Here is an 18836-nt window from a genome sequence, read left to right on the forward strand (position 1 = left end):
GATCAAACTCTCCATTAAAGTTGAACCTTTAGTAGAAAGAGCTTGGTCAGCTCATTACTTGTATTGCTTTTCCGTCATCCCTTGCGGAATGACAAGGCAGTTTCGCTCGTTGTTCAGTTTTCAAAGAACAATGGAATTTCTTTTCGGCGCAAGCCGGGAAAGAAAAACCTCGTTTCTTTCTTTCATCGCTGCCTCTCAGCGGCGACTTGATTAATATATCATGTTTCTCGTACGGAATGCAACTGTTTTTTTCTTCCTTAACGCATTTTATCGCGAAATCATAAAAAAACGCGGTACATTACGTCCGCCCTCAAAACGGGCAAGAAGTAATATACCACGGTATAAAGCCATTGATCAACCGGAAAATGTTACCTCTGTATGATCGATTCGATATGCAGCCGATGGTTCGTCGTCAAATTGATAATCGTGCCGTTCACCGACACCCATGGCCTTGTCGGATGATTGCGGTCGGAGAAAACGATTTCCCCTATCCGGTTATCGCTTAGACGCACGACCGTTCCGTTATGGAATTGGGTCGCCTTTTCGATAAACGCCCGTACATAGACCGGATCCAGCTTGCCGAACGATTCCTTATGGAGTGTCTCCAACACCAAATAGGGCGATACGGCCTTACGGTAAGATCGCTGCAGCGTCATCGCGTGAAAAATGTCGGAAACCGCGACAATGCGCGCATACGGATGAATCTTGTCACCGGACAGGCCGGCCGGATAGCCGGAACCGTCAATTTTCTCATGATGCTGAAGCGCCGTGAGTTTAACGCCTTCATTGATCGCCGCCACATTTTTGAGCAAATTATAGCCTTGGACCGTGTGAGTTTTCATTTCTTCCGCTTCGGCAGCCGTCAATGCAGTCGGTTTAAACAAAATCGAACGGTCAATGCGCACGTTGCCGATGTCGTGGAACAAACCCGCGAGCGCAACCGGCATCCAATCCTTCTGAGGAAACAAATTCCACTGGGCAAGCTTATAGGACGTCAGTGCCGACAATACGCTGTTATGAAAAATGTAGTCGTCATTATCCGTCACTCTGGGAGAGAATGTCAGCACATTGTAATCCTTGATATGCTTCAGTAAAGCCTCCAGCTGCACCCGGAGCTCGAGAATCGGCAAGCCGATGCCCGAAGTGTTGGTCGAGTAAATCTTTTTCAACAGTCTAAACATCCTGTCGTATTCCACATCAAGCGAATTCCGGGGCCTGGCTTCCTTGTCTTCGCCGGCTTTGGGACCGGCAGTCTCCGCCGTCCCTTCACGCGGTTCAATATCGACATGCCTGATTAGAAAAGCCTGCAGAATCTCGTACTCTCTCGGTGTCACCACACGACCCTTATGGAAAAGAATTCCGCCGAGCGATGTGACGACATCCTGCCCGATGCGATCTCCCAATTTAACCTGTGACAATGCGACCGATGGCATGGTCGTCTTTCCCTCCCGTGGTGAATGACGATTAAGCTTTTTGATACTGTGCGTAAAAGGTTATTCGTCGGCGTCTCCCGCACCCGGCTCGATCACCGTTCCGACTTCCGCTTCGTTCTCGACGTCCTCATCCAGTTCCTCGGTTTCTTCGTTCCGGTTGACGCGTGTGACGGTGGCCACTGAATCTTCATCGCGGATGTTGATGAGCTTTACGCCCTGCGTATTGCGTCCCATCGTCGAGATGCCCGCCATGCTTGTGCGGATCAGCGTTCCAAGCGACGTCATGATCATCAGGTCCTCATCGTTGCTGACCACTTTGAGGCCGGCAATCGCACCGTTCTTGTCGGTGACGTTAAGCGTTTTGATCCCCTTGCCGCCGCGGCTCTGGATCCGGTACTCGCTCACCGGCGTCCGCTTGCCATAGCCCTTCGCCGTAACGATCAGCACATCATGGTCAGGCTTAACAACATCCATGTCGATCACGACGTCGTTGTCGTCCAAGTGAATACCCTTCACGCCGGTGGCCGATCTTCCCATCGGTCGAACATCCTCCTCCGGGAACCGGATGGACATGCCTTGGCTCGTTCCCATGATGATTTGCTGCTGGCCGTCCGTCAGCTTCACGCTGATCAAATCGTCGTCCTCGCGAAGGTTGACGGCGATCAGGCCGACTTTCCGGATATTCGAATAGTCGTCAAGCGGCGTCTTCTTCACGATCCCTTGTTTGGTTCCGAAGAACAGGTACTGCTCCGAATCGAACGATTCGACCGGAATGACCGCATTTACCGTCTCTCCCTGTTCGATCTGGATCAGGTTGATAATCGGCGTGCCGCGGGCCGTCCGGCTCAAATCCGGAATCTCATAAGCCTTCAACCGATACACCTTGCCTTTGTTCGTGAAGAACAAAAGGTAATGGTGCGTATTGGAGACGAACAAATGCTCCACGAAATCATGATCCTTCGTGTCCATCCCGATTACGCCGCGCCCGCCGCGCTTCTGGCTGCGGTAGGTCGTGACCGGCAGCCGCTTCACGTAGCCGCTGTGCGTAATCGTGATGACGACATCCTCACGCGGGATAAGGTCCTCGTCCATGATTTCTTCGTCGCTCATCGTAATCTCGGTACGGCGCTCGTCGCCGAATTTCTGCTTCAGTTCCTGAAGCTCTTCGTCGATAATTTGGAGAACAAGCCGCTCGTCCGCCAGAATCGCCTTATATTCGGCGATCTTCTGCAACAGTTCGGCATATTCCGCTTCGATCTTCTCGCGCTCCAACCCGGTGAGGCGTTGGAGACGCATATCGAGAATCGCCTGCGCCTGATCCCCGCTAAGCTGGAAGCGCGCAATCAGCCCTTCGCGGGCTTCCTCCGCCGTCCGGGACGACCGGATCAGGGCGATGACTTCATCGAGATGATCGAGCGCGATGCGCAGCCCTTCGAGAATATGCGCCCGCGCTTCGGCCTTCTTCAGGTCAAATTCGGTGCGCCGGCGTATAACCTCGATTTGGTGCTGCAAATAATAATACAGGACATCCTTAAGATTAAGGATCTTGGGCTCCCCGCCCACAAGGGCCAGCATATTGATGCCGAAGTTGGTTTGCATCGGCGTTTGCTTGTATAAATTATTCAACACGACGTTCGGATTCACGTCGCGGCGAAGCTCAATGACGATCCGCATGCCGTTGCGGTCGGATTCGTCGCGCAGGTCGGTGATGCCGTCTATTTTTTTCTCGCGTACCAGCTCGGCAATCTTCTCGACGAGCCGCGCCTTGATGACCTGGAACGGCAGCTCGTGAACGATAATACGCGCTTTGCCGCCGTTCTCTTCGATGACGGCGCGGGCGCGCATCGTAACCGAACCGCGGCCCGTCGTGTAGGCTTGGCGAATGCCTTCCCGTCCCATAACGAACGCAGCGGTCGGAAAGTCGGGCCCTTTAATGAATTCCATCAGCTCAAGCGAAGAAATGTCCGGATTGCGGATCACCGCCCGGACCCCGTCGATAACCTCCACGAGGTTATGGGGAGGAATATTGGTCGCCATGCCGACAGCGATACCGGAAACCCCGTTGACGAGCAAATTCGGGAAACGCGCCGGCATAACGGCCGGCTCATGCTCCTCGCCGTCATAGTTCGGAACAAAGTCGATCGTTTCCTTGTTGATGTCCCTAAGCATCTCCATAGCGATCTTGGACAGACGCGCTTCCGTATATCGCATAGCGGCCGCAGAATCGCCGTCGATCGAACCGAAGTTGCCGTGCCCGTCGACGAGCATGTATCTGAGCGAGAAGTCCTGCGCCATCCGAACCATCGATTCGTAGACGGCGGAATCGCCGTGAGGGTGATACTTGCCGATAACCTCGCCGACGATTCTGGCGGATTTCTTGTAAGGCTTGTCCGGGGACATGCCGAGTTCCGACATCGCAAACAAAATACGCCGGTGAACGGGCTTCAAGCCGTCACGGACGTCGGGCAACGCACGGCTGACGATGATGCTCATCGCATAATCCATGAACGAATCCCGCATCTCCGTGCCGATATCGCGATCCCTGATCTGGGAACGTTGTTCTTCCGCCATGCTCAACCTCCTGACATAACTGAAAAAGCGCCAAACTCTATTATATTACTTTCACGTTTCCGCGACAATTAAACGTTTCTTTATGATTCCCGCCAAATGTCCATCCGGATGAATACCCAGCGACTAACGCTTATTTTCGACATATACTAGTAAGCGAACCGGCGATCTGCGTCTGAAGTCCCTGATTCCCATTATATCATTATTCATTCCCCATGTCCGGTCTAATTTTCCATTCATCCGAAAGGAGTCGGTGCCGTGGCCATTCAACGCGTCAAGAGCAAGCTCGCAAAAACCGAGGTGCTGAACCGAAATGAAAATCTGCGCGATTTCATTCCCTTGACCCGCAAATTAACGGAAGCGAGCCTCCACGACATGCTTGCGCGGTACTCCATGCTATACGCCAAACCCGACCTCGGAACGTTCGGCCAAGGCGTCATCCGGATTGAATCGTCAAATAACGGTTACCGGTTCCAGCTCGGCACGTCCGTTCACCGATACAATACGCTTAACGGATTGTATCAAGGCATTCTGCAGCATAAAAAGAAAGGCGTCTATGTGGTGCAGCGCGGCATACACCTATTGAAACATAAAGGCCGGCGGTTCGATATACGCGTAATGGTGCAGCAGACGCCGAAAGGGGAATGGGAGTCGACGGGGATCATCGGACGGCTGGCCCATCCGTCACGTATCGTGACGAATTACCATAGCGGAGGCACCCCGATGTCTTTCGCGACGCTTACCGGGCGCCATATGTCCGCCGAACGGCGCCGCTCATACATCGATCGGCTCCGCCGCCTCGGCATTTCCGTCGCCCGTCAGTTGCAAACCCAATATCCGCGCATCAAAGAGCTCGGGCTCGACGTCGCGATCGACACCGAGTTTAAACCATGGCTGCTCGAGGTCAACACGCGGCCGGATCCGTACATTTTCCGGAAGCTCGAAAATAAAAGTGTTTTCCGCAAAATTTACCGTTATGCCGTCGCCTACGGACGTTATAAAGCCCCCCGTGCGCAACGCATAAGGCGTACCGTGCGAACGATTAAAAGAGCCGCCCGATAAACGGGCGGCCCGCAGCGGCATGAAGCCTTTCGCCTTAGACGTCCAGATTTTTGACGTATTTCGCATGCTCCTGAATAAAATCGCGCCGCGGTTCGACGTTATCGCCCATCAACGTATCGAATACGGTGTCGGCTTCGATCGCGTCCTCGATCGTAACCTGCAGCATGGTCCGGCTTTCCGGATCCATCGTCGTCTCCCACAGCTGGTCGGCGTTCATCTCGCCCAAGCCCTTGTAGCGCTGCACGTTCACCTTGGCGCCCTCGCCGAACTCGGCGATGATCTGGTCGCGTTCGCGTTCGCTTTGCGCGTAGCGAACCACCTTATTGCGCTCCACTTTGAACAAAGGCGGCTGAGCGATGTAAATGTAACCCGCTTCGATGATCTGCCGCATGTACCGGTAGAAGAAGGTGAGCAGCAGGGTGCGGATGTGGGCGCCGTCCACGTCGGCGTCGGTCATGATGATGATCTTGTGGTAACGGGCCTTCGACAGGTCGAAGTCATCGCTGATGCCGGTACCGAGCGCTGTGATAATAGCCCGAATCTCGGTGTTCCCGAGAATGCGGTCCAGACGCGCCTTCTCGACGTTCAGGATTTTGCCGCGCAGCGGAAGAATCGCCTGAAAATGGCGGTCCCGTCCTTGTTTGGCCGATCCGCCCGCCGAGTCGCCCTCGACGATATACAATTCGCTGATCGCCGCGTCCTTGGACGAACAGTCGGCCAGCTTGCCCGGCAGGGCGCTGACTTCTAGCGCGCTCTTGCGGCGGGTGAGCTCGCGCGCTTTGCGGGCCGCTTCGCGGGCGCGGGCCGCTTGAATGCCCTTTTCCATAATTTTGCGGGATACCGCCGGGTTCTCATCGAGAAACTCCTGGAATTTCTCCGCGAAGAACGATTCGACGATGCCGCGAACCTCGCTGTTGCCCAGCTTCGTCTTCGTCTGTCCCTCGAACTGCGGCTCCGGAATTTTGACCGAGATGATCGCCGTAAGCCCTTCGCGCACGTCGTCGCCGGACAGATTGGAATCGTTGTCCTTGATAAAGCCGGCTTTGCGGGCATAATCGTTGATGATCCGCGTGAGTGCGCTCTTGAACCCGGATTCGTGAGTGCCGCCCTCATGGGTATTGATATTGTTCGCAAAAGAATAAATATTCTCGGTATAGCTGTCGTTATACTGGAGGGCAACCTCTACCTGAATATGATCCTTGGCGCCTTCCACATAGATCGGATTCTCGTGAAGGGCTTCACGGTTGCGGTTCAAATATTTGACGAATTCGATGATCCCGCCCTCGTACTTGTACGTGTTGCTCGCATCGGTACGCTCATCCTTAAGCGAAATCTCAATGCCTTTGTTCAGGAATGCAAGCTCGCGAATACGCGACTGCAGCGTCTCATACTCAAACACCGTCGTTTCGGTGAAAATGTCCGGATCCGGCTTGAACGTTACGCTCGTGCCCGTAATATCGGTTTCCCCGATGACGCGAATATCGTATTGCGGCACGCCGCGCTGATATTCCTGCTGATAAATGCTGCCGTCGCGGCGAACCTCGACGACCACTTTCTCGGAGAGCGCGTTCACGACCGATACGCCGACGCCGTGCAACCCCCCCGACACTTTATAGCCCTCGCCGCCGAACTTGCCGCCGGCGTGAAGGACGGTCATAACGACCTCAAGGGTCGATTTTTTCATCTTGGAATGCTCGCCGACCGGGATGCCCCGGCCGTTATCGATAACCGTCACGCTGTTGTCCTCGTGGATAATCACCTGAATGCGGTCGCAATAGCCCGCAAGCGCTTCGTCGATACTGTTGTCGACAACCTCCCAGACGAGATGATGCAAACCTTTGACGCTGGTAGATCCGATGTACATACCCGGACGTTTGCGGACGGCCTCCAACCCTTCGAGAACTTGAATCTGGCTCTCGTCGTACGTATGCGGATTCAACGACATGCCTTACTCACTGCTCCTCTCAACTGCTTCACGTCATGGCCGCCCACATGCGGCACAGCTTAAATATCAGAAAATTGATGGGCTCTTTTTTTCAAAGTGGAAGAGGATATGGGGGAAAAATAGATTTTCTGCTTAGTCACGACGATCGACTTCGATTCCTCTTCGCCGATGACCTCGACGTCCTTGCGCTTCGTTGCGCTGGTTACGAATTGCTTCGAGATCTTAGAGGACTGCTCGATGGAAATGTCGAAAATCGCCACCAGCTCCGCGGCGCGCACGATTTTCTCCCCGCCCAAATGAATATACATCTCATCCGCTCCTTAGGACGCCAGGCACGGTGCGCCTATTCAACGCAGCACACGGCCGTCCTTCACATGATAGATCGACGCGTCCCGCAGCTTCCCCATATCGACACTCTCGAGACCGGTTGTCGTAATGAAGGTCTGCACCTTGCTCTGAAACGTCTCGATCAATTGGGTTTGCCTTTCCCGGTCCAGCTCGGACAAGACGTCGTCCAGCAGCAGCACCGGGTATTCGCCGATCTCTTCCCGAATCAGCTCCAGCTCGGCCAGCTTGAGCGATAGCGCGGTCGTCCGCTGCTGGCCTTGCGACCCGAATACTTGAGCCTCTTTGCCGTTGATAAAGAAGGCCAAATCGTCGCGATGAGGCCCGACCAACGTCATGCCGCGGCGCAATTCCTGCTCTTTTACCTGTGATAACTTTATCATAAATTGCTCAAATAAAACAGTTTCTTCTTCCGTTGCGCCGCTGTCGAAGGAGGGGCGGTACCTTACGGTCAGCGCCTCGGCGCCGCCGGTAATGCCCGCGTGAATAGATTCCGCCCATTTCTGTAGCTTGTCTATAAAGCCTTTCCTTTTTTTCATGATTTTAACACCGTATTCCGCCAGCTGGGTATTCCATATATCCAGCATTGCCTGCTGCACGCCGCCGGGATAAGCGGATTTCAAATAATTGTTTCGTTGGACAAGCACTTTGCCGTACTGCTGCAGCGTATGCAAATAACCGGGCTGTACCTGGCCGATTTCCATGTCGAGAAACCGCCTGCGGATGCCCGGCGTGCCTTTGACGATCTCCAAATCCTCCGGCGCGAACAACACGACGTTCAGCGTGCCGACAAAGTCGCTCAGTTTGCGCTGCTCAAGTCCGTTGATCTTCGCCTTCTTGCCTTGCGATGAAAAAGAAAGTTCAAGCTTGACCGGGCCATATTTCCGTTCGGCTTCGCCGGCGATATGAGCGGCGTCCGCGTTCCAGCCGATCAATTCTTTGTCCTTCGAGGTGCGGTGCGATTTCGTCAAGCCGAGGACGAAAATCGCTTCCAGCAAATTCGTTTTTCCCTGGGCGTTCGGCCCGATAAATACGTTCACCCGGCTGTCCGTCTGGAGCTCGACCTGCTCATAATTGCGGTAATGATTCAGCCGGATCGACTTCAGGTTCATGAGGTGACGACCCGAAAGGAGCCGCAGCCTTCCACTTCGACCCGGTCGCCCGGATAAAGCTTGCGGCCGCGCCGGTTGTCGGGTTCGCCGTTGATATGAACTTCCGTTTCCTGCAGGAAAAATTTGGCCTGGCCGCCGGTCGAAATGCAATCCGCCAGCTTCAGGAACTGTCCAAGCGCGATATATTCGGTCGAAATCGCAATGTCCTTCATCGCTGTTTCCTTTCTTTGTCAGCTCGTCGTCCGGTACGGCAAAATGATATGCAAATTGTGGGAATGGTCGGTCGGCCGGATGATGATCGGGCTCATCGCGCCGTTAAAGCCGATGAAAATATGCTCGCTGTCAATGACCTTGAGCGCATCCAGCATATATTTTGAGTTGAAAGCGATGCGCAGCGGGTCCCCGCTGAATTCTTTTACGTCCATCTGCTCGGTGACGCGCCCGAGCTCGGAGGAGCTCGACGACACTTCGATCGTGCCGTCCTCAAGCGTCACCAGACGAACGATGTTCGTTTTTTCTTCGCGCGACATCAAATAGGCACGGTCGATCGCATCCGTCAGTTTTTTCGTTTCGAGCGTCAGTTCTGTTTTGAACACCTGCGGAATAATCTTGGAAGTATCGGGATAAGTGCCGTCCAATATACGCGAGAAAAACAGAACGCGGTCCACTTTGAACAGCACCTGGTTATCGGCGACAACGATCTCGACGGGCGTATTGGCGTCCGGGACGATTTTGGAAAGCTCGTTCAGCGTTTTGCCGGCGATGACGATATTCCCGAACTTGTAGTCTGGATTCGTCTCTACATAGGTTGTCCGGCTGGACAGGCGGTGACGGTCGGTCGCGACGAACTTGAACTCGCCCTCGTGCAAGCTCCACAGAACACCGGTCAGAATCGGCGTTTGCTCGCTCGTCGACGCGGCGAATGCCGTCTGGCGCACCATCGCTTTGAGCAGGTCGCCCGGTACGGCGAACGTATCGTTCTCTTCGATGGAAGGAAGAACCGGAAACTCTTCCGCATCGAGCCCGACCATCTGTATGTCCGTGGAACCGGAACGAATCGATACCTGCAAGCCGTCGCTGATTTCCATTTCAATATCGTTCTCCGGAAGCTTCTTGACGATTTCGACGAAAAACTTGGCCGCCAATACGATACTGCCGGGCTTCGATACCCGGATAATCGTCTTGTCCCCGATCTCGGCGGGAATGAAGCTCTGGATCGAAATATCGGTGTCGCTTGCCGTTAATGTGACGCCATGGTGAGCGACATCGAACTTGATGCCTCCGAGAATCGGAATGGCGGGTCTTGACGACACGGCTTTGGATACTTGTTGAATCGCGTCGTTTAATTCGTCTTTTTGAATCGTTAATTTCATGATGGCCTCCTGTTACGGTTACCGGTTGGCGGATATTGTAATCGGGACGAAGTCGTTTCGAACCGTGTTTTCTATTGATGTTATAATAACATTTTTTGTAGAAGTCGTAGTAGGGGCCCTGAATATGTGGATAACATCGTTTTTTGTCGATAAAAGAAGCCTATCCACATGTGCATAGCGTGTGTATAGGCTTGAACGTTATTCACTGGCCGCTTTTGATCTTATCCGTCAGGTTCTGAACGATCTTGTATAAGTCCTGGTCCGCCTTCACCTGCTGTGTAATTTTGTCGTGCGCGTGGATAACGGTCGTATGGTCCCGTCCGCCGAAAGCCTCGCCGATCTTCGGCAGGGAATAGTCGGTGAGCTCCCGCGACAGGTACATGGCGATCTGCCGCGGGAAAGCGACGGCTTTCGTTCGTTTCCGCGCCTTGAATTCTTCAAGCTTAAGCCCGAAATATTCTCCGACGCGCGCTTGTATGTCCTGGATCGTTATCATGCGCGGTCGGCCGGAAGGGATGATGTCCTTTAGCGCCTCCGCCGCCAGATGGGACGAAATGTCCTGGTTGATGAGCGACGAGTAGGCCACGACGCGAATCAGCGCCCCCTCGAGCTCCCGGATGTTCGTATCGATCTGGTTGGCGATGTAGACCATCGCTTCGTTCGGGATGTCCAGGTTTTCGGCTTTCGCCTTTTTCCGCAGAATCGCGATCCGTGTTTCCAGATCCGGCGGCTGGATGTCCGTGATCAGTCCCCATTCGAAGCGGGAGCGCAGCCGTTCCTCAAGCGTCGGAATTTCCTTAGGCGGCCGGTCGCTCGAAATAATAATTTGTTTGCGTTCTTCGTGGAGCGCATTGAAGGTGTGGAAAAACTCCTCCTGCGTCTGCTCCTTGCCCGCAAGAAATTGAATGTCGTCGATCAGCAGCACGTCGATGTTGCGATATTTGATCCGGAAGCTTTCGCCGCGGTTGTCGCGGATCGCGTTGATGAATTCGTTCGTGAATTTCTCTGACGAGATGTAGAGCACCCGCGTGCTCGGATTATGCTCCAGAATATAATGGCCGATCGCATGCATCAGGTGCGTTTTGCCGAGACCGACGCCGCCGTACAGAAACAGCGGATTGTACGCCTTCGCCGGCGCTTCGGCCACCGCCAGCGACGCCGCGTGGGCAAACCGGTTGTTCGCGCCGATGACGAACGTATCGAACGTATATTTCGGATTCAGCATGTGCGAGAACGTCTCTTCCTGCACCGCCGGCCGCTGGGGCACGGCCGCCGGGTACGGCGCGGCCGGCTCCGGAGGCTTGTTCTCTTCAATGACGAACGTGATGTCGACCTGGCGCCCGAGATATTCGGACAATGTGGTTCGCACAAGCTTCGTATAACGGCTCTCCAGCCATTCGGCGGCAAAAGTCGTCGGCGCGCTGATGACGAGCAGGCTGTCGGAAGAGAACGAAGCTTTCGTCGCTTTAAACCATGTATCGAAGCTCGGCTTGCTTAATTTGGTTTGGATCATCGATAGCACATGCTGCCAAACATCATGGGTATGGCTGTCCACAGATTGTCACTCCTTAACCGTTGGTTCCACCATGAACGTATACGGCAAACCGCTGCAGCGTCACCCCGAAATGTGTGTAGCCCCTCCGCTAAAACAAGGCCAAAACAGACCGTTTTCCCGGAAAAAGGACAAAAAAAAACGCCAACTGCGTGGAACGGTATGTATCCGAAGCGTCGGACGTTCGGCGGGAATGTCGAATTTTCGTGACTAGAGACGAATTCGTCCACATCATTCACACGGCAGTTGAGAAGTTATCATAAAGGGGAATAAATTGTTCACAAAGTTATCCACAGCTTGTTGATAAAAATGGGGACGGCGTAGACTCATCCACACCGAAAAACAACTTAATCATAGCAAAAGACGCCTTTGATTTCAACGGAAATCCAATATTTATCCACATTCTCAATAGGTTGTGCATAAAAGTTATGGACAACACTACATATTGTTAATATCTTGTTTCTATTTCGACAAAATGCGCGAATTCCTCGAATAACTATTCACATGTTATTAATTTTTCGGTCGAAGATTCACAGGGGGATTCATCCGAATCCGAAAATGAACGGCGAGCGATCCGCGTCCGGCGGCCGTGTTTCCGTGAAAAGGTCGCTGATCGGATTCCTGATCGGGTGCGTTGACTTTTCAGGGGTGGTATGCTTTAATAGAAAAGGCGTTTTTGAAGCAGAATGTATGAAAACACTCGATAAAATTGCTGATGACAAAGCGATAGAATCACGAACACCTGAAATAGGAGGTGCAGAATTCAATGAAACCGACATTCAAACCGAATGTAAGCAAGCGCAAGAAAGTTCACGGCTTCCGCAAGCGGATGGCCTCGAAGAACGGCCGTAAAGTGCTGAGCGCCCGCCGCAAGAAAGGCAGAAACGTATTGAGCGCCTAAGCAAAAGACCACTTGCTGTGGTCTTTTTTTCTTTTTTCCGCCGAAAGCGCGTCTGTCGGGCGTTTCGTTTTCGGCGATTTGTCCATACTGCCATATATATTGAGAAAGAGCGGTGGATCGTCGGCTATGCAGAGAAAGCTGCGCTTGCGGAACCGGAACGATTTCAACCGTATATACCGCGGAGGAAAATCGTTCGCGAACGGTCAGTTTGTCGTGTATTGGTCGAAGCGTCCCCAGACGGAACAGTTCCGGATGGGCGTCTCGGTCAGCAAAAAGCTCGGGAACGCGGTGGTGCGCAACCGGATGCGGAGAGTCATGAAGGAGATCGTTCGCCTTAACGCGCCCCAGATCTCCGAGCATACGGATTTCATCGTGATCGCGCGCAAACCGGCGGTGAAGATGAAGACGAAGGAGCTCGAGCGGAGCATGCTGCACGTGCTGCGCAAGGCCGGGCTGCTGAAGCCCCGCCGGTAGCGGTTAAACGGGCCCTGACGGGTTGTTTCTTTGTGTTTGGAATTATGGTATAGTTTAGGATGAATGTTTGTCTGATCAGAGGGGAGTATGGATGTGTTGTTTCGTAATCGAAAATGGCTCGCCGTCGCTGTTTTAATCGGAATTATGGCGGTTCTCGCCGGATGCGGCCAGTCGGGTCAAACGACGACGACGGCGGATTTGCAGACGGGGAATTTTTGGGAAAAGAATGTCGTGTATTGGTTTGCTTTAATGCTCGACACGTTTGCGGGTTGGTTCGGGGGTTCGTATGGTTTATCGATTCTCGTTCTGACTATCATCGTCCGAACGCTTATTCTCCCGCTTACCTTGAAGCAGTACAAGAGCTCCAAGGCGATGCAGGCGCTGCAGCCGGAGATGAAAAAGATCCGGGAGAAATACAAGGATAATCCGCAGAAGCAGCAGGAAGAGACGATGAAGCTGTTCCAGCAGCATCAGGTCAATCCGCTGGCGGGCTGTCTGCCGCTGCTGATCCAGATGCCGATCTTCATCGCGCTGTATAACGCCATATACGGGAATCCCGAAATCCGGACGCATACTTTCCTCTGGCTGGAGCTCGGTTCAAAAGATCCCTACTATATATTGCCGTTGTTAGCGGCGATTACGACCTACGTCCAGACGAAAATGATGCCGCAGACGCCGAACAATCCGATGCAGTCGATCATGTTCATTTTCCCGGTGCTGATTTTCGTCATGGCGATGAATTTTCCGGCTGCCCTTCCGCTTTACTGGGTGTTCAGCAACCTTTATACGATCATTCAAAATTATTTCCTCTACGTGCGTTCATCCGACAAGGGTAAGTCCAAGGAGGCCCCTGCGAAATGAAAAAAACCGTAGCATCGGGAAAAACGATCGAAGACGCTGTGCGGAACGGATTGGCGCAATTGCAGGCAACGAAAGAGCAGGTAGCGGTAACGGTGCTGGAGCAGCCCTCCAAAGGGCTGTTCGGATTAATCGGGACGCGTGACGCGAAGGTTGAGCTGGAGTTGATTCCGGCTCCCGTGCCGGTTCCGGCTGAGGAGCCGGCGCAAGGATCGGCGCCCGCGGCTGCAACCGAAGCCGAAGCGGTGGAGAAAGCGGTGGCTGAAACCGAACGGTTCATTCGCGATGTGGCGGATGCCATGGGATTGGCCGTCGACATCGAGCGGCGGGATTCGCGGGACGGATTGGTCCTCGCGGTTTCCGGTTCGGGCGATGTCGGGATGCTGATCGGCCGCCGCGGCCAGACGCTCGATGCGCTGCAATATTTGGCGAACATTATCGCCAACCGCCATTCCGACAGCCATATTCGAATCGTGCTCGATGCCGAGGATTTTCGGGAACGCAGACGCAAGACGCTTGAAGAGCTTTCTGAGCGCCTTGCGGTCAGGGTTATACGTACCGGCAAGGAAGTGGTATTGGAGCCGATGTCTCCGCAGGAACGCAAAATCATTCACTCCCATTTGCAGAATCATTCGAAGGTGAAGACCTTCAGCAAGGGCGACGAGCCGAACCGGAGGGTCGTCATTACACTCAAGTAAGCAAAGGCTAAAGTAACGATCGCAACCATTAACGCGGCAATGGCTCGGATGAGGCATTGCCCTTTTTCAACTGTATAAGAAAGTATAAGTTTTCGGGTGACCGAAAACAGCTTTCTTACCGTATCGAGAAAGGATAAGTTTATGGGTAGGCATAAAACTCAACCTTTCTCGATCGACGATAAAAACTTCCGCTAAACGCGGTCGCTCTTCTTTGAATGACTTCGATAGAAGTTTTTCTCATCAGCGATAAAACCTGCCTCTAAACTCGGTCGCTCATCTTTCAATGGCCGCGATAGAGGTTTTCTCATAATAAGGAGTGGGAAAATGAACGTGGATACGATAGCGGCGATTGCGACCGCCGTCGGCGAAAGCGGCATTGCCGTCATACGGATCAGCGGGCCGCACGCGGTGGAAGCCGCGGCGCGTTTTGTTCGCTCAAGGCAAGATCTTCGGCAAGCGCCGTCTCATACGGTTCATTACAGCCATATTGTCGAAGCGGGGAGCGGCGAGGCGATTGAGGAAGCGCTCGTGACGGTGATGCGAGGACCGCGGTCGTTCACGGCGGAGGATGTCGTGGAAATCAGCACGCATGGAGGCATCGTAGCGGTGAAGCGGGTGCTGGAGCTGCTGCTGGCAAGCGGCGATATTCGGCTTGCGGAGCCCGGCGAATTCACGAAACGCGCTTTTCTTAACGGAAGAATCGACCTGTCGCAGGCGGAGGCGATTATGGACCTGATCCGCTCGAAATCGGACAGGGCGTTCTCCGTCGCGCTCAAACAGGTGGAGGGCGCATTATCGAAAAAGATAGGCACGCTTCGTCACCGCTTGATCGAGCTGCTCGCGCATATCGAAGTGAATATCGATTATCCCGAGCATGACGTCACCGAGATGACCGGCGCTTATATAAAGGATACAAGCCGCGAGGTGTCGGATGAAATCGAACGGCTGCTAAAAACGGCGAATGAAGGCAAAATATTGCGGGAAGGCATTATGACGGCGATCGTCGGACGGCCGAATGTCGGAAAGTCGTCGCTGCTCAATGCCTTGTCCCAATCGAATAAAGCGATCGTAACCGATATTCCGGGCACGACGCGCGATGTGATTGAGGAATATGTGACGGTAAACGGGATCCCGCTGCGGCTGCTCGATACGGCAGGCATTCGGGAGACGACCGATGTGGTGGAGCGGATCGGAGTGGAGCGCTCCCGCGGCGCTCTGTCGGAAGCGGACCTGGTATTGCTCGTATTGAACAGCGCGGAGCCGCTGCAGGAGGACGATCGGACGCTGCTGCGGCTGGCGGCGGACCGGCAGACGATCGTCATTCTTAATAAAACCGATTTGCCGGCTGCGCTCGATGAACGGGAGCTTGCCGATTATGTTCCGGAATCGGCAATCGTCCGTATGTCGATCGCGGAGGAGCGGGGGATGGAGCGGCTGGCACGGGCGATCTCGGACTTGTTCTTCTCGGGTGCCATAGAATCCGGCGATATGACGTATGTCTCCAACGTTCGCCATATTGCCTTGCTGAAGCAGTCGATCCAGGCGTTGTCGGATGCGGTCGAAGCGACGGAAGCCGGGATTCCGATCGATATCGTCCAGATCGATGTGCGGAGGGCGTGGGAATTGCTCGGGGAAATTGTCGGAGACACGGCGGGCGATTCGCTCATCGATCAGATTTTCTCCCAGTTCTGTTTAGGCAAGTAAGCAGGTATTTCTATAGATTATGGAATGAGGCAAGGAGGGACCAACAATGAGCTATCAAGCAGGTCAATATGACGTGATCGTCGTCGGCGCCGGCCATGCGGGCTGTGAGGCGGCACTGGCTTCGGCCCGCATGGGCTGCGAAACGCTGCTGCTTACGATCAATTTGGATATGGTGGCGTTCATGCCGTGCAATCCGTCGATCGGCGGCCCGGCGAAAGGGCATGTCGTGCGGGAGATTGACGCGCTGGGCGGCGAGATGGGACGGAATATCGACAAAACGTTCATTCAATTGCGGATGCTGAACACCGGTAAAGGGCCCGCGGTGCATGCGCTGCGCGCGCAGGCGGATAAATTTCTGTATCAGCATACGATGAAGCAGACGATCGAGGACACGGATCGGCTGACGCTCCGCCAGGGAATGGCGGAGGAGCTGATTGTGGAGGAAGGCCAATGCGTCGGGGTGCGTACGAAGACCGGGGCGGAATACCGCGCGAAGTCGATCGTCGTTACGACGGGAACCTACCTGAGAGGCAAGGTCATCATGGGCGAGCTGATGTACGAGAGCGGACCGAACAACCAGCAGCCTTCGGTGAAGCTGTCGGAATCGCTGCGCGGCCTGGGATTTGAGCTCGTTCGGTTCAAGACCGGCACGCCGCCGCGCGTTCATAAGGATACGATTGATTTTGACCGCACGGAAATCCAGCCCGGGGATGAGAACCCTAAATTTTTCTCGTACGAAACGGAGTATTCGGATAACGAGCAGCTTCCTTGCTGGTTGACGTATACATCTGAAGAAACGCACAAAATCATCAATGACAATCTTCACCGGGCGCCGATGTTCTCCGGGCAGATCGAAGGAACCGGCCCGCGGTATTGTCCTTCGATTGAGGATAAGATCGTGCGTTTCGCAGATAAGCCGAAGCATCAGATTTTCCTTGAGCCGGAGGGGAAGAACACATCCGAGTATTACGTGCAGGGATTGTCGACAAGCATGCCGGAGGATGTGCAGCTGGCGATTCTCCGCTCGATTCCGGGACTGGAGCGGGTCGAGATGATGAGAACGGGCTACGCGATCGAATACGACGCCGTTGTGCCGACACAGCTGTGGCCGTCGCTGGAGACGAAGCTGGTGCCGGGCCTGTTCACGGCGGGACAGATTAACGGGACATCCGGCTATGAGGAAGCGGCGGGACAAGGCATTATGGCCGGCATTAACGCCGCCCGCAAAGCATTGGGCAAGGACCCCGTCGTTATCGACCGGTCGCAAGGCTACATCGGCGTGCTGATCGACGATCTTGTGACGAAGGGGACGAGCGAGCCTTACCGGCTGTTGACATCCCGGGCGGAATACCGCTTGCTGCTCCGTCACGATAACGCCGATCTTCGGCTGACGCCGCTGGGCTATGAAATCGGGCTGATCCCGAAAGCTCGCTACGAACGTTTTCTGCGAAAGAAAGCATTGGTTGAACAGGAGATCGAACGTCTGAAGGCAACGAAGATCCGTCCTGAAGAAGCCCAGCCGATGCTGGAGGCGGCGGGATCGGCACCGGTATCGAACACCGTCGATGCGTTGTCGCTGCTGCGCAGGCCGGAGATTACGTTTGCCCATCTGGAGGCGATCGCCCCTTCGGCGCTTGAGCTCACCGATGAGATGAAGGAACAGGTTGAAATTCAAATCAAATACACCGGCTATATTGAGAAACAGCTGCAGCAGGTGGAACGGTTGGCCAAAATGGAGAAGAAACGGATTCCGGAAGATATCGACTATTACGATGTGCAAGGTCTTGCCAATGAGGCCAAACACAACATGAGCAAGATCCGCCCGTTGTCGATCGGCCAGGCATCGCGCATTTCCGGCGTCACACCGGCGGACCTGTCGATATTGCTCGTATATCTGGAACATTATAACCGCATTGTCGCCGCACGGGGGTAAGGCTGTGAACGTGAAACCGCTGATCTGGTTTTCCGAGCTGTTGTCGCAGCATGGCATCGCGCTTACGGATGAGCAGCACCGTCAGTTCGATACGTACCATCGCCTGCTCGCCGATTGGAACGAACGAATGAATTTGACCGGTATAACGGAAAGGGAAGCGGTATACGAGAAACATTTTTACGATTCCGTTTCCCTTTCTTTCTTTGTCGATCTCAAAGAGGTTGAGCGGATGGCGGACATCGGTTCGGGCGCCGGCTTTCCCAGCATCCCGCTGAAAATCTGTTTCCCGCAGTTGAAGGTGCTGATCGTGGATTCCTTGAACAAGCGAATTCAGTTTCTTACCCATCTGGCCAGTGAGCTGAGGTTAAGCAAGGTGGAGTGTGTGCACGGCAGAGCGGAGGATATTGCGCGGGTGGCGGAGCATCGCGACGCTTACGATCTGGTCACCGCAAGAGCTGTGGCCAAACTTAACGTGCTGGGCGAATTTTGTCTGCCTTTTGTGAAAAAGGGAGGTCTGTTTGCTGCCATGAAGGGCAGCGACCCGCAGGAGGAGATTCGGGAAGCGGCGGCCAGTTTGCGGGAATTGCGGGAGGAGTTGGTACAGGTGCATGCCATGAAGCTGCCGCACGAACAGTCGGACCGTCATATCGTGCTTGTCCGCAAAACCGATGCGACGCCCAAAAAGTACCCGCGCAAAGCCGGGCTGCCGATCAAACAGCCTCTCGTTTAACGGGGTTTGTTGAATTCGAGTAGCGTGCAAATGTTCCACGTGAAACAAGCAAACGGTTTACGGTTGGGGAAAAAGTTTATATTTTCTTTTTACAGTTAGACAACCATGCCGCTGACGCGGCACCATCAGAAGGATGAAAATGGGTCAG

General features: G+C 54.1%; 17 protein-coding genes. 9 read left to right on the forward strand and 8 right to left on the reverse strand.

Features of this window, described 5'->3' with window-relative positions:
* Positions 1-214 (forward strand): hypothetical protein (locus RWM61_RS17385; protein WP_314003118.1); only part of this gene is annotated, 214 nt, incomplete at its 5' end.
* 154 nt (positions 215-368) lie between these two features.
* On the opposite strand, the gene RWM61_RS17390 is transcribed toward RWM61_RS17385, so the two are convergent.
* Together RWM61_RS17390 and gyrA are read right to left on the reverse strand one after the other, a co-directional pair.
* Positions 369-1433: an HD-GYP domain-containing protein gene (locus RWM61_RS17390; protein ID WP_314003120.1), complete on the reverse strand. Its 1065-nt coding sequence runs from the start codon at positions 1431-1433 to the stop codon at positions 369-371.
* A gap of 60 nt (positions 1434-1493) precedes the next feature.
* Complete coding sequence (gyrA, locus tag RWM61_RS17395) at positions 1494-4004, reverse strand: DNA gyrase subunit A (RefSeq protein WP_314003122.1); 2511 nt, start codon at positions 4002-4004, stop codon at positions 1494-1496.
* 255 nt (positions 4005-4259) lie between these two features.
* Between gyrA and RWM61_RS17400 the strand changes: the two genes are divergently transcribed.
* Complete coding sequence (locus RWM61_RS17400; RefSeq protein ID WP_314003124.1) at positions 4260-5063, forward strand: YheC/YheD family protein; 804 nt, start codon at positions 4260-4262, stop codon at positions 5061-5063.
* A gap of 34 nt (positions 5064-5097) precedes the next feature.
* On the opposite strand, the gene gyrB is transcribed toward RWM61_RS17400, so the two are convergent.
* The 6 genes from gyrB to dnaA form a co-directional block, all read right to left on the reverse strand.
* The gene (gene gyrB, locus RWM61_RS17405) at positions 5098-7008 is read right to left on the reverse strand and encodes a DNA topoisomerase (ATP-hydrolyzing) subunit B (RefSeq protein WP_314003126.1); all 1911 of its coding nucleotides are present in this window, start codon (positions 7006-7008) and stop codon (positions 5098-5100) included.
* A 59-nt stretch (positions 7009-7067) separates the two neighbouring features.
* A complete protein-coding gene (gene remB, locus RWM61_RS17410) occupies positions 7068-7316 on the reverse strand; it encodes an extracellular matrix regulator RemB (RefSeq protein ID WP_314003128.1) in 249 nt (82 codons plus the stop codon).
* Positions 7317-7355: 39 nt separating this feature from the next.
* Positions 7356-8465 carry a DNA replication/repair protein RecF gene (gene recF, locus RWM61_RS17415; RefSeq protein WP_314003129.1) on the reverse strand — a complete coding sequence of 370 codons (1110 nt, stop codon included), beginning with the start codon at positions 8463-8465 and terminating at the stop codon, positions 7356-7358.
* Entirely contained in the window at positions 8462-8677 is a 216-nt protein-coding gene (gene yaaA, locus RWM61_RS17420) for a S4 domain-containing protein YaaA (protein ID WP_314003131.1), read from the reverse strand. Before yaaA ends, recF begins: the two co-directional genes overlap by 4 nt.
* 18 nt (positions 8678-8695) lie before the next feature.
* Positions 8696-9838 (reverse strand): DNA polymerase III subunit beta, encoded by a 1143-nt coding sequence (dnaN, locus tag RWM61_RS17425; protein ID WP_314003133.1) that lies wholly within the window; start codon positions 9836-9838, stop codon positions 8696-8698.
* Between the two features lie 202 nt (positions 9839-10040).
* Positions 10041-11393 (reverse strand): chromosomal replication initiator protein DnaA, encoded by a 1353-nt coding sequence (gene dnaA / locus RWM61_RS17430; protein ID WP_314003135.1) that lies wholly within the window; start codon positions 11391-11393, stop codon positions 10041-10043.
* Positions 11394-12156: 763 nt separating this feature from the next.
* Here dnaA and rpmH point away from each other — a divergent pair.
* From rpmH to rsmG, 7 genes are all read left to right on the forward strand, one after another.
* Positions 12157-12291 carry a 50S ribosomal protein L34 gene (gene rpmH / locus RWM61_RS17435; protein ID WP_314003137.1) on the forward strand — a complete coding sequence of 45 codons (135 nt, stop codon included), beginning with the start codon at positions 12157-12159 and terminating at the stop codon, positions 12289-12291.
* Positions 12292-12417: 126 nt separating this feature from the next.
* The gene (gene rnpA / locus RWM61_RS17440; RefSeq protein ID WP_314003139.1) at positions 12418-12765 is read left to right on the forward strand and encodes a ribonuclease P protein component; all 348 of its coding nucleotides are present in this window, start codon (positions 12418-12420) and stop codon (positions 12763-12765) included.
* A gap of 87 nt (positions 12766-12852) precedes the next feature.
* Positions 12853-13626, forward strand: coding sequence for a YidC/Oxa1 family membrane protein insertase (locus RWM61_RS17445; protein WP_314003141.1), 774 nt, complete (start codon positions 12853-12855; stop codon positions 13624-13626).
* The gene (gene jag / locus RWM61_RS17450) at positions 13623-14321 is read left to right on the forward strand and encodes an RNA-binding cell elongation regulator Jag/EloR (protein WP_314003143.1); all 699 of its coding nucleotides are present in this window, start codon (positions 13623-13625) and stop codon (positions 14319-14321) included. The genes RWM61_RS17445 and jag overlap by 4 nt, the downstream gene beginning before the upstream one ends.
* 324 nt (positions 14322-14645) lie before the next feature.
* Positions 14646-16025 carry a tRNA uridine-5-carboxymethylaminomethyl(34) synthesis GTPase MnmE gene (gene mnmE / locus RWM61_RS17455; RefSeq protein ID WP_314003145.1) on the forward strand — a complete coding sequence of 460 codons (1380 nt, stop codon included), beginning with the start codon at positions 14646-14648 and terminating at the stop codon, positions 16023-16025.
* 46 nt (positions 16026-16071) lie between these two features.
* Complete coding sequence (gene mnmG / locus RWM61_RS17460) at positions 16072-17958, forward strand: tRNA uridine-5-carboxymethylaminomethyl(34) synthesis enzyme MnmG (RefSeq protein ID WP_314003147.1); 1887 nt, start codon at positions 16072-16074, stop codon at positions 17956-17958.
* Positions 17959-17968: 10 nt separating this feature from the next.
* Positions 17969-18688: a 16S rRNA (guanine(527)-N(7))-methyltransferase RsmG gene (gene rsmG, locus RWM61_RS17465; RefSeq protein WP_314003149.1), complete on the forward strand. Its 720-nt coding sequence runs from the start codon at positions 17969-17971 to the stop codon at positions 18686-18688.
* The last annotated feature ends 148 nt before the right edge of the window (positions 18689-18836 follow it).

Source organism: uncultured Paenibacillus sp. (assembly GCF_963515335.1).
Taxonomy (GTDB): Bacteria; Bacillota; Bacilli; order Paenibacillales; family Paenibacillaceae; genus Paenibacillus_I.

Excerpts from the sequence above, each read along its gene's own strand:
- RWM61_RS17390 (WP_314003120.1), bottom strand. The coding sequence starts at position 1,433 with ATGCCATCGGTCGCATTGTCACAGGTTAAATTGGGAGATCGCATCGGG.
- gyrA (WP_314003122.1), bottom strand. The coding sequence starts at position 4,004 with ATGGCGGAAGAACAACGTTCCCAGATCAGGGATCGCGATATCGGCACG.
- gyrB (WP_314003126.1), bottom strand. The coding sequence starts at position 7,008 with ATGTCGTTGAATCCGCATACGTACGACGAGAGCCAGATTCAAGTTCTC.
- remB (WP_314003128.1), bottom strand. The coding sequence starts at position 7,316 with ATGTATATTCATTTGGGCGGGGAGAAAATCGTGCGCGCCGCGGAGCTG.
- recF (WP_314003129.1), bottom strand. The coding sequence starts at position 8,465 with ATGAACCTGAAGTCGATCCGGCTGAATCATTACCGCAATTATGAGCAG.
- yaaA (WP_314003131.1), bottom strand. The coding sequence starts at position 8,677 with ATGAAGGACATTGCGATTTCGACCGAATATATCGCGCTTGGACAGTTC.
- dnaN (WP_314003133.1), bottom strand. The coding sequence starts at position 9,838 with ATGAAATTAACGATTCAAAAAGACGAATTAAACGACGCGATTCAACAA.
- rpmH (WP_314003137.1), top strand. The coding sequence starts at position 12,157 with ATGAAACCGACATTCAAACCGAATGTAAGCAAGCGCAAGAAAGTTCAC.
- rnpA (WP_314003139.1), top strand. The coding sequence starts at position 12,418 with ATGCAGAGAAAGCTGCGCTTGCGGAACCGGAACGATTTCAACCGTATA.
- RWM61_RS17445 (WP_314003141.1), top strand. The coding sequence starts at position 12,853 with ATGGATGTGTTGTTTCGTAATCGAAAATGGCTCGCCGTCGCTGTTTTA.
- jag (WP_314003143.1), top strand. The coding sequence starts at position 13,623 with ATGAAAAAAACCGTAGCATCGGGAAAAACGATCGAAGACGCTGTGCGG.
- mnmE (WP_314003145.1), top strand. The coding sequence starts at position 14,646 with ATGAACGTGGATACGATAGCGGCGATTGCGACCGCCGTCGGCGAAAGC.
- mnmG (WP_314003147.1), top strand. The coding sequence starts at position 16,072 with ATGAGCTATCAAGCAGGTCAATATGACGTGATCGTCGTCGGCGCCGGC.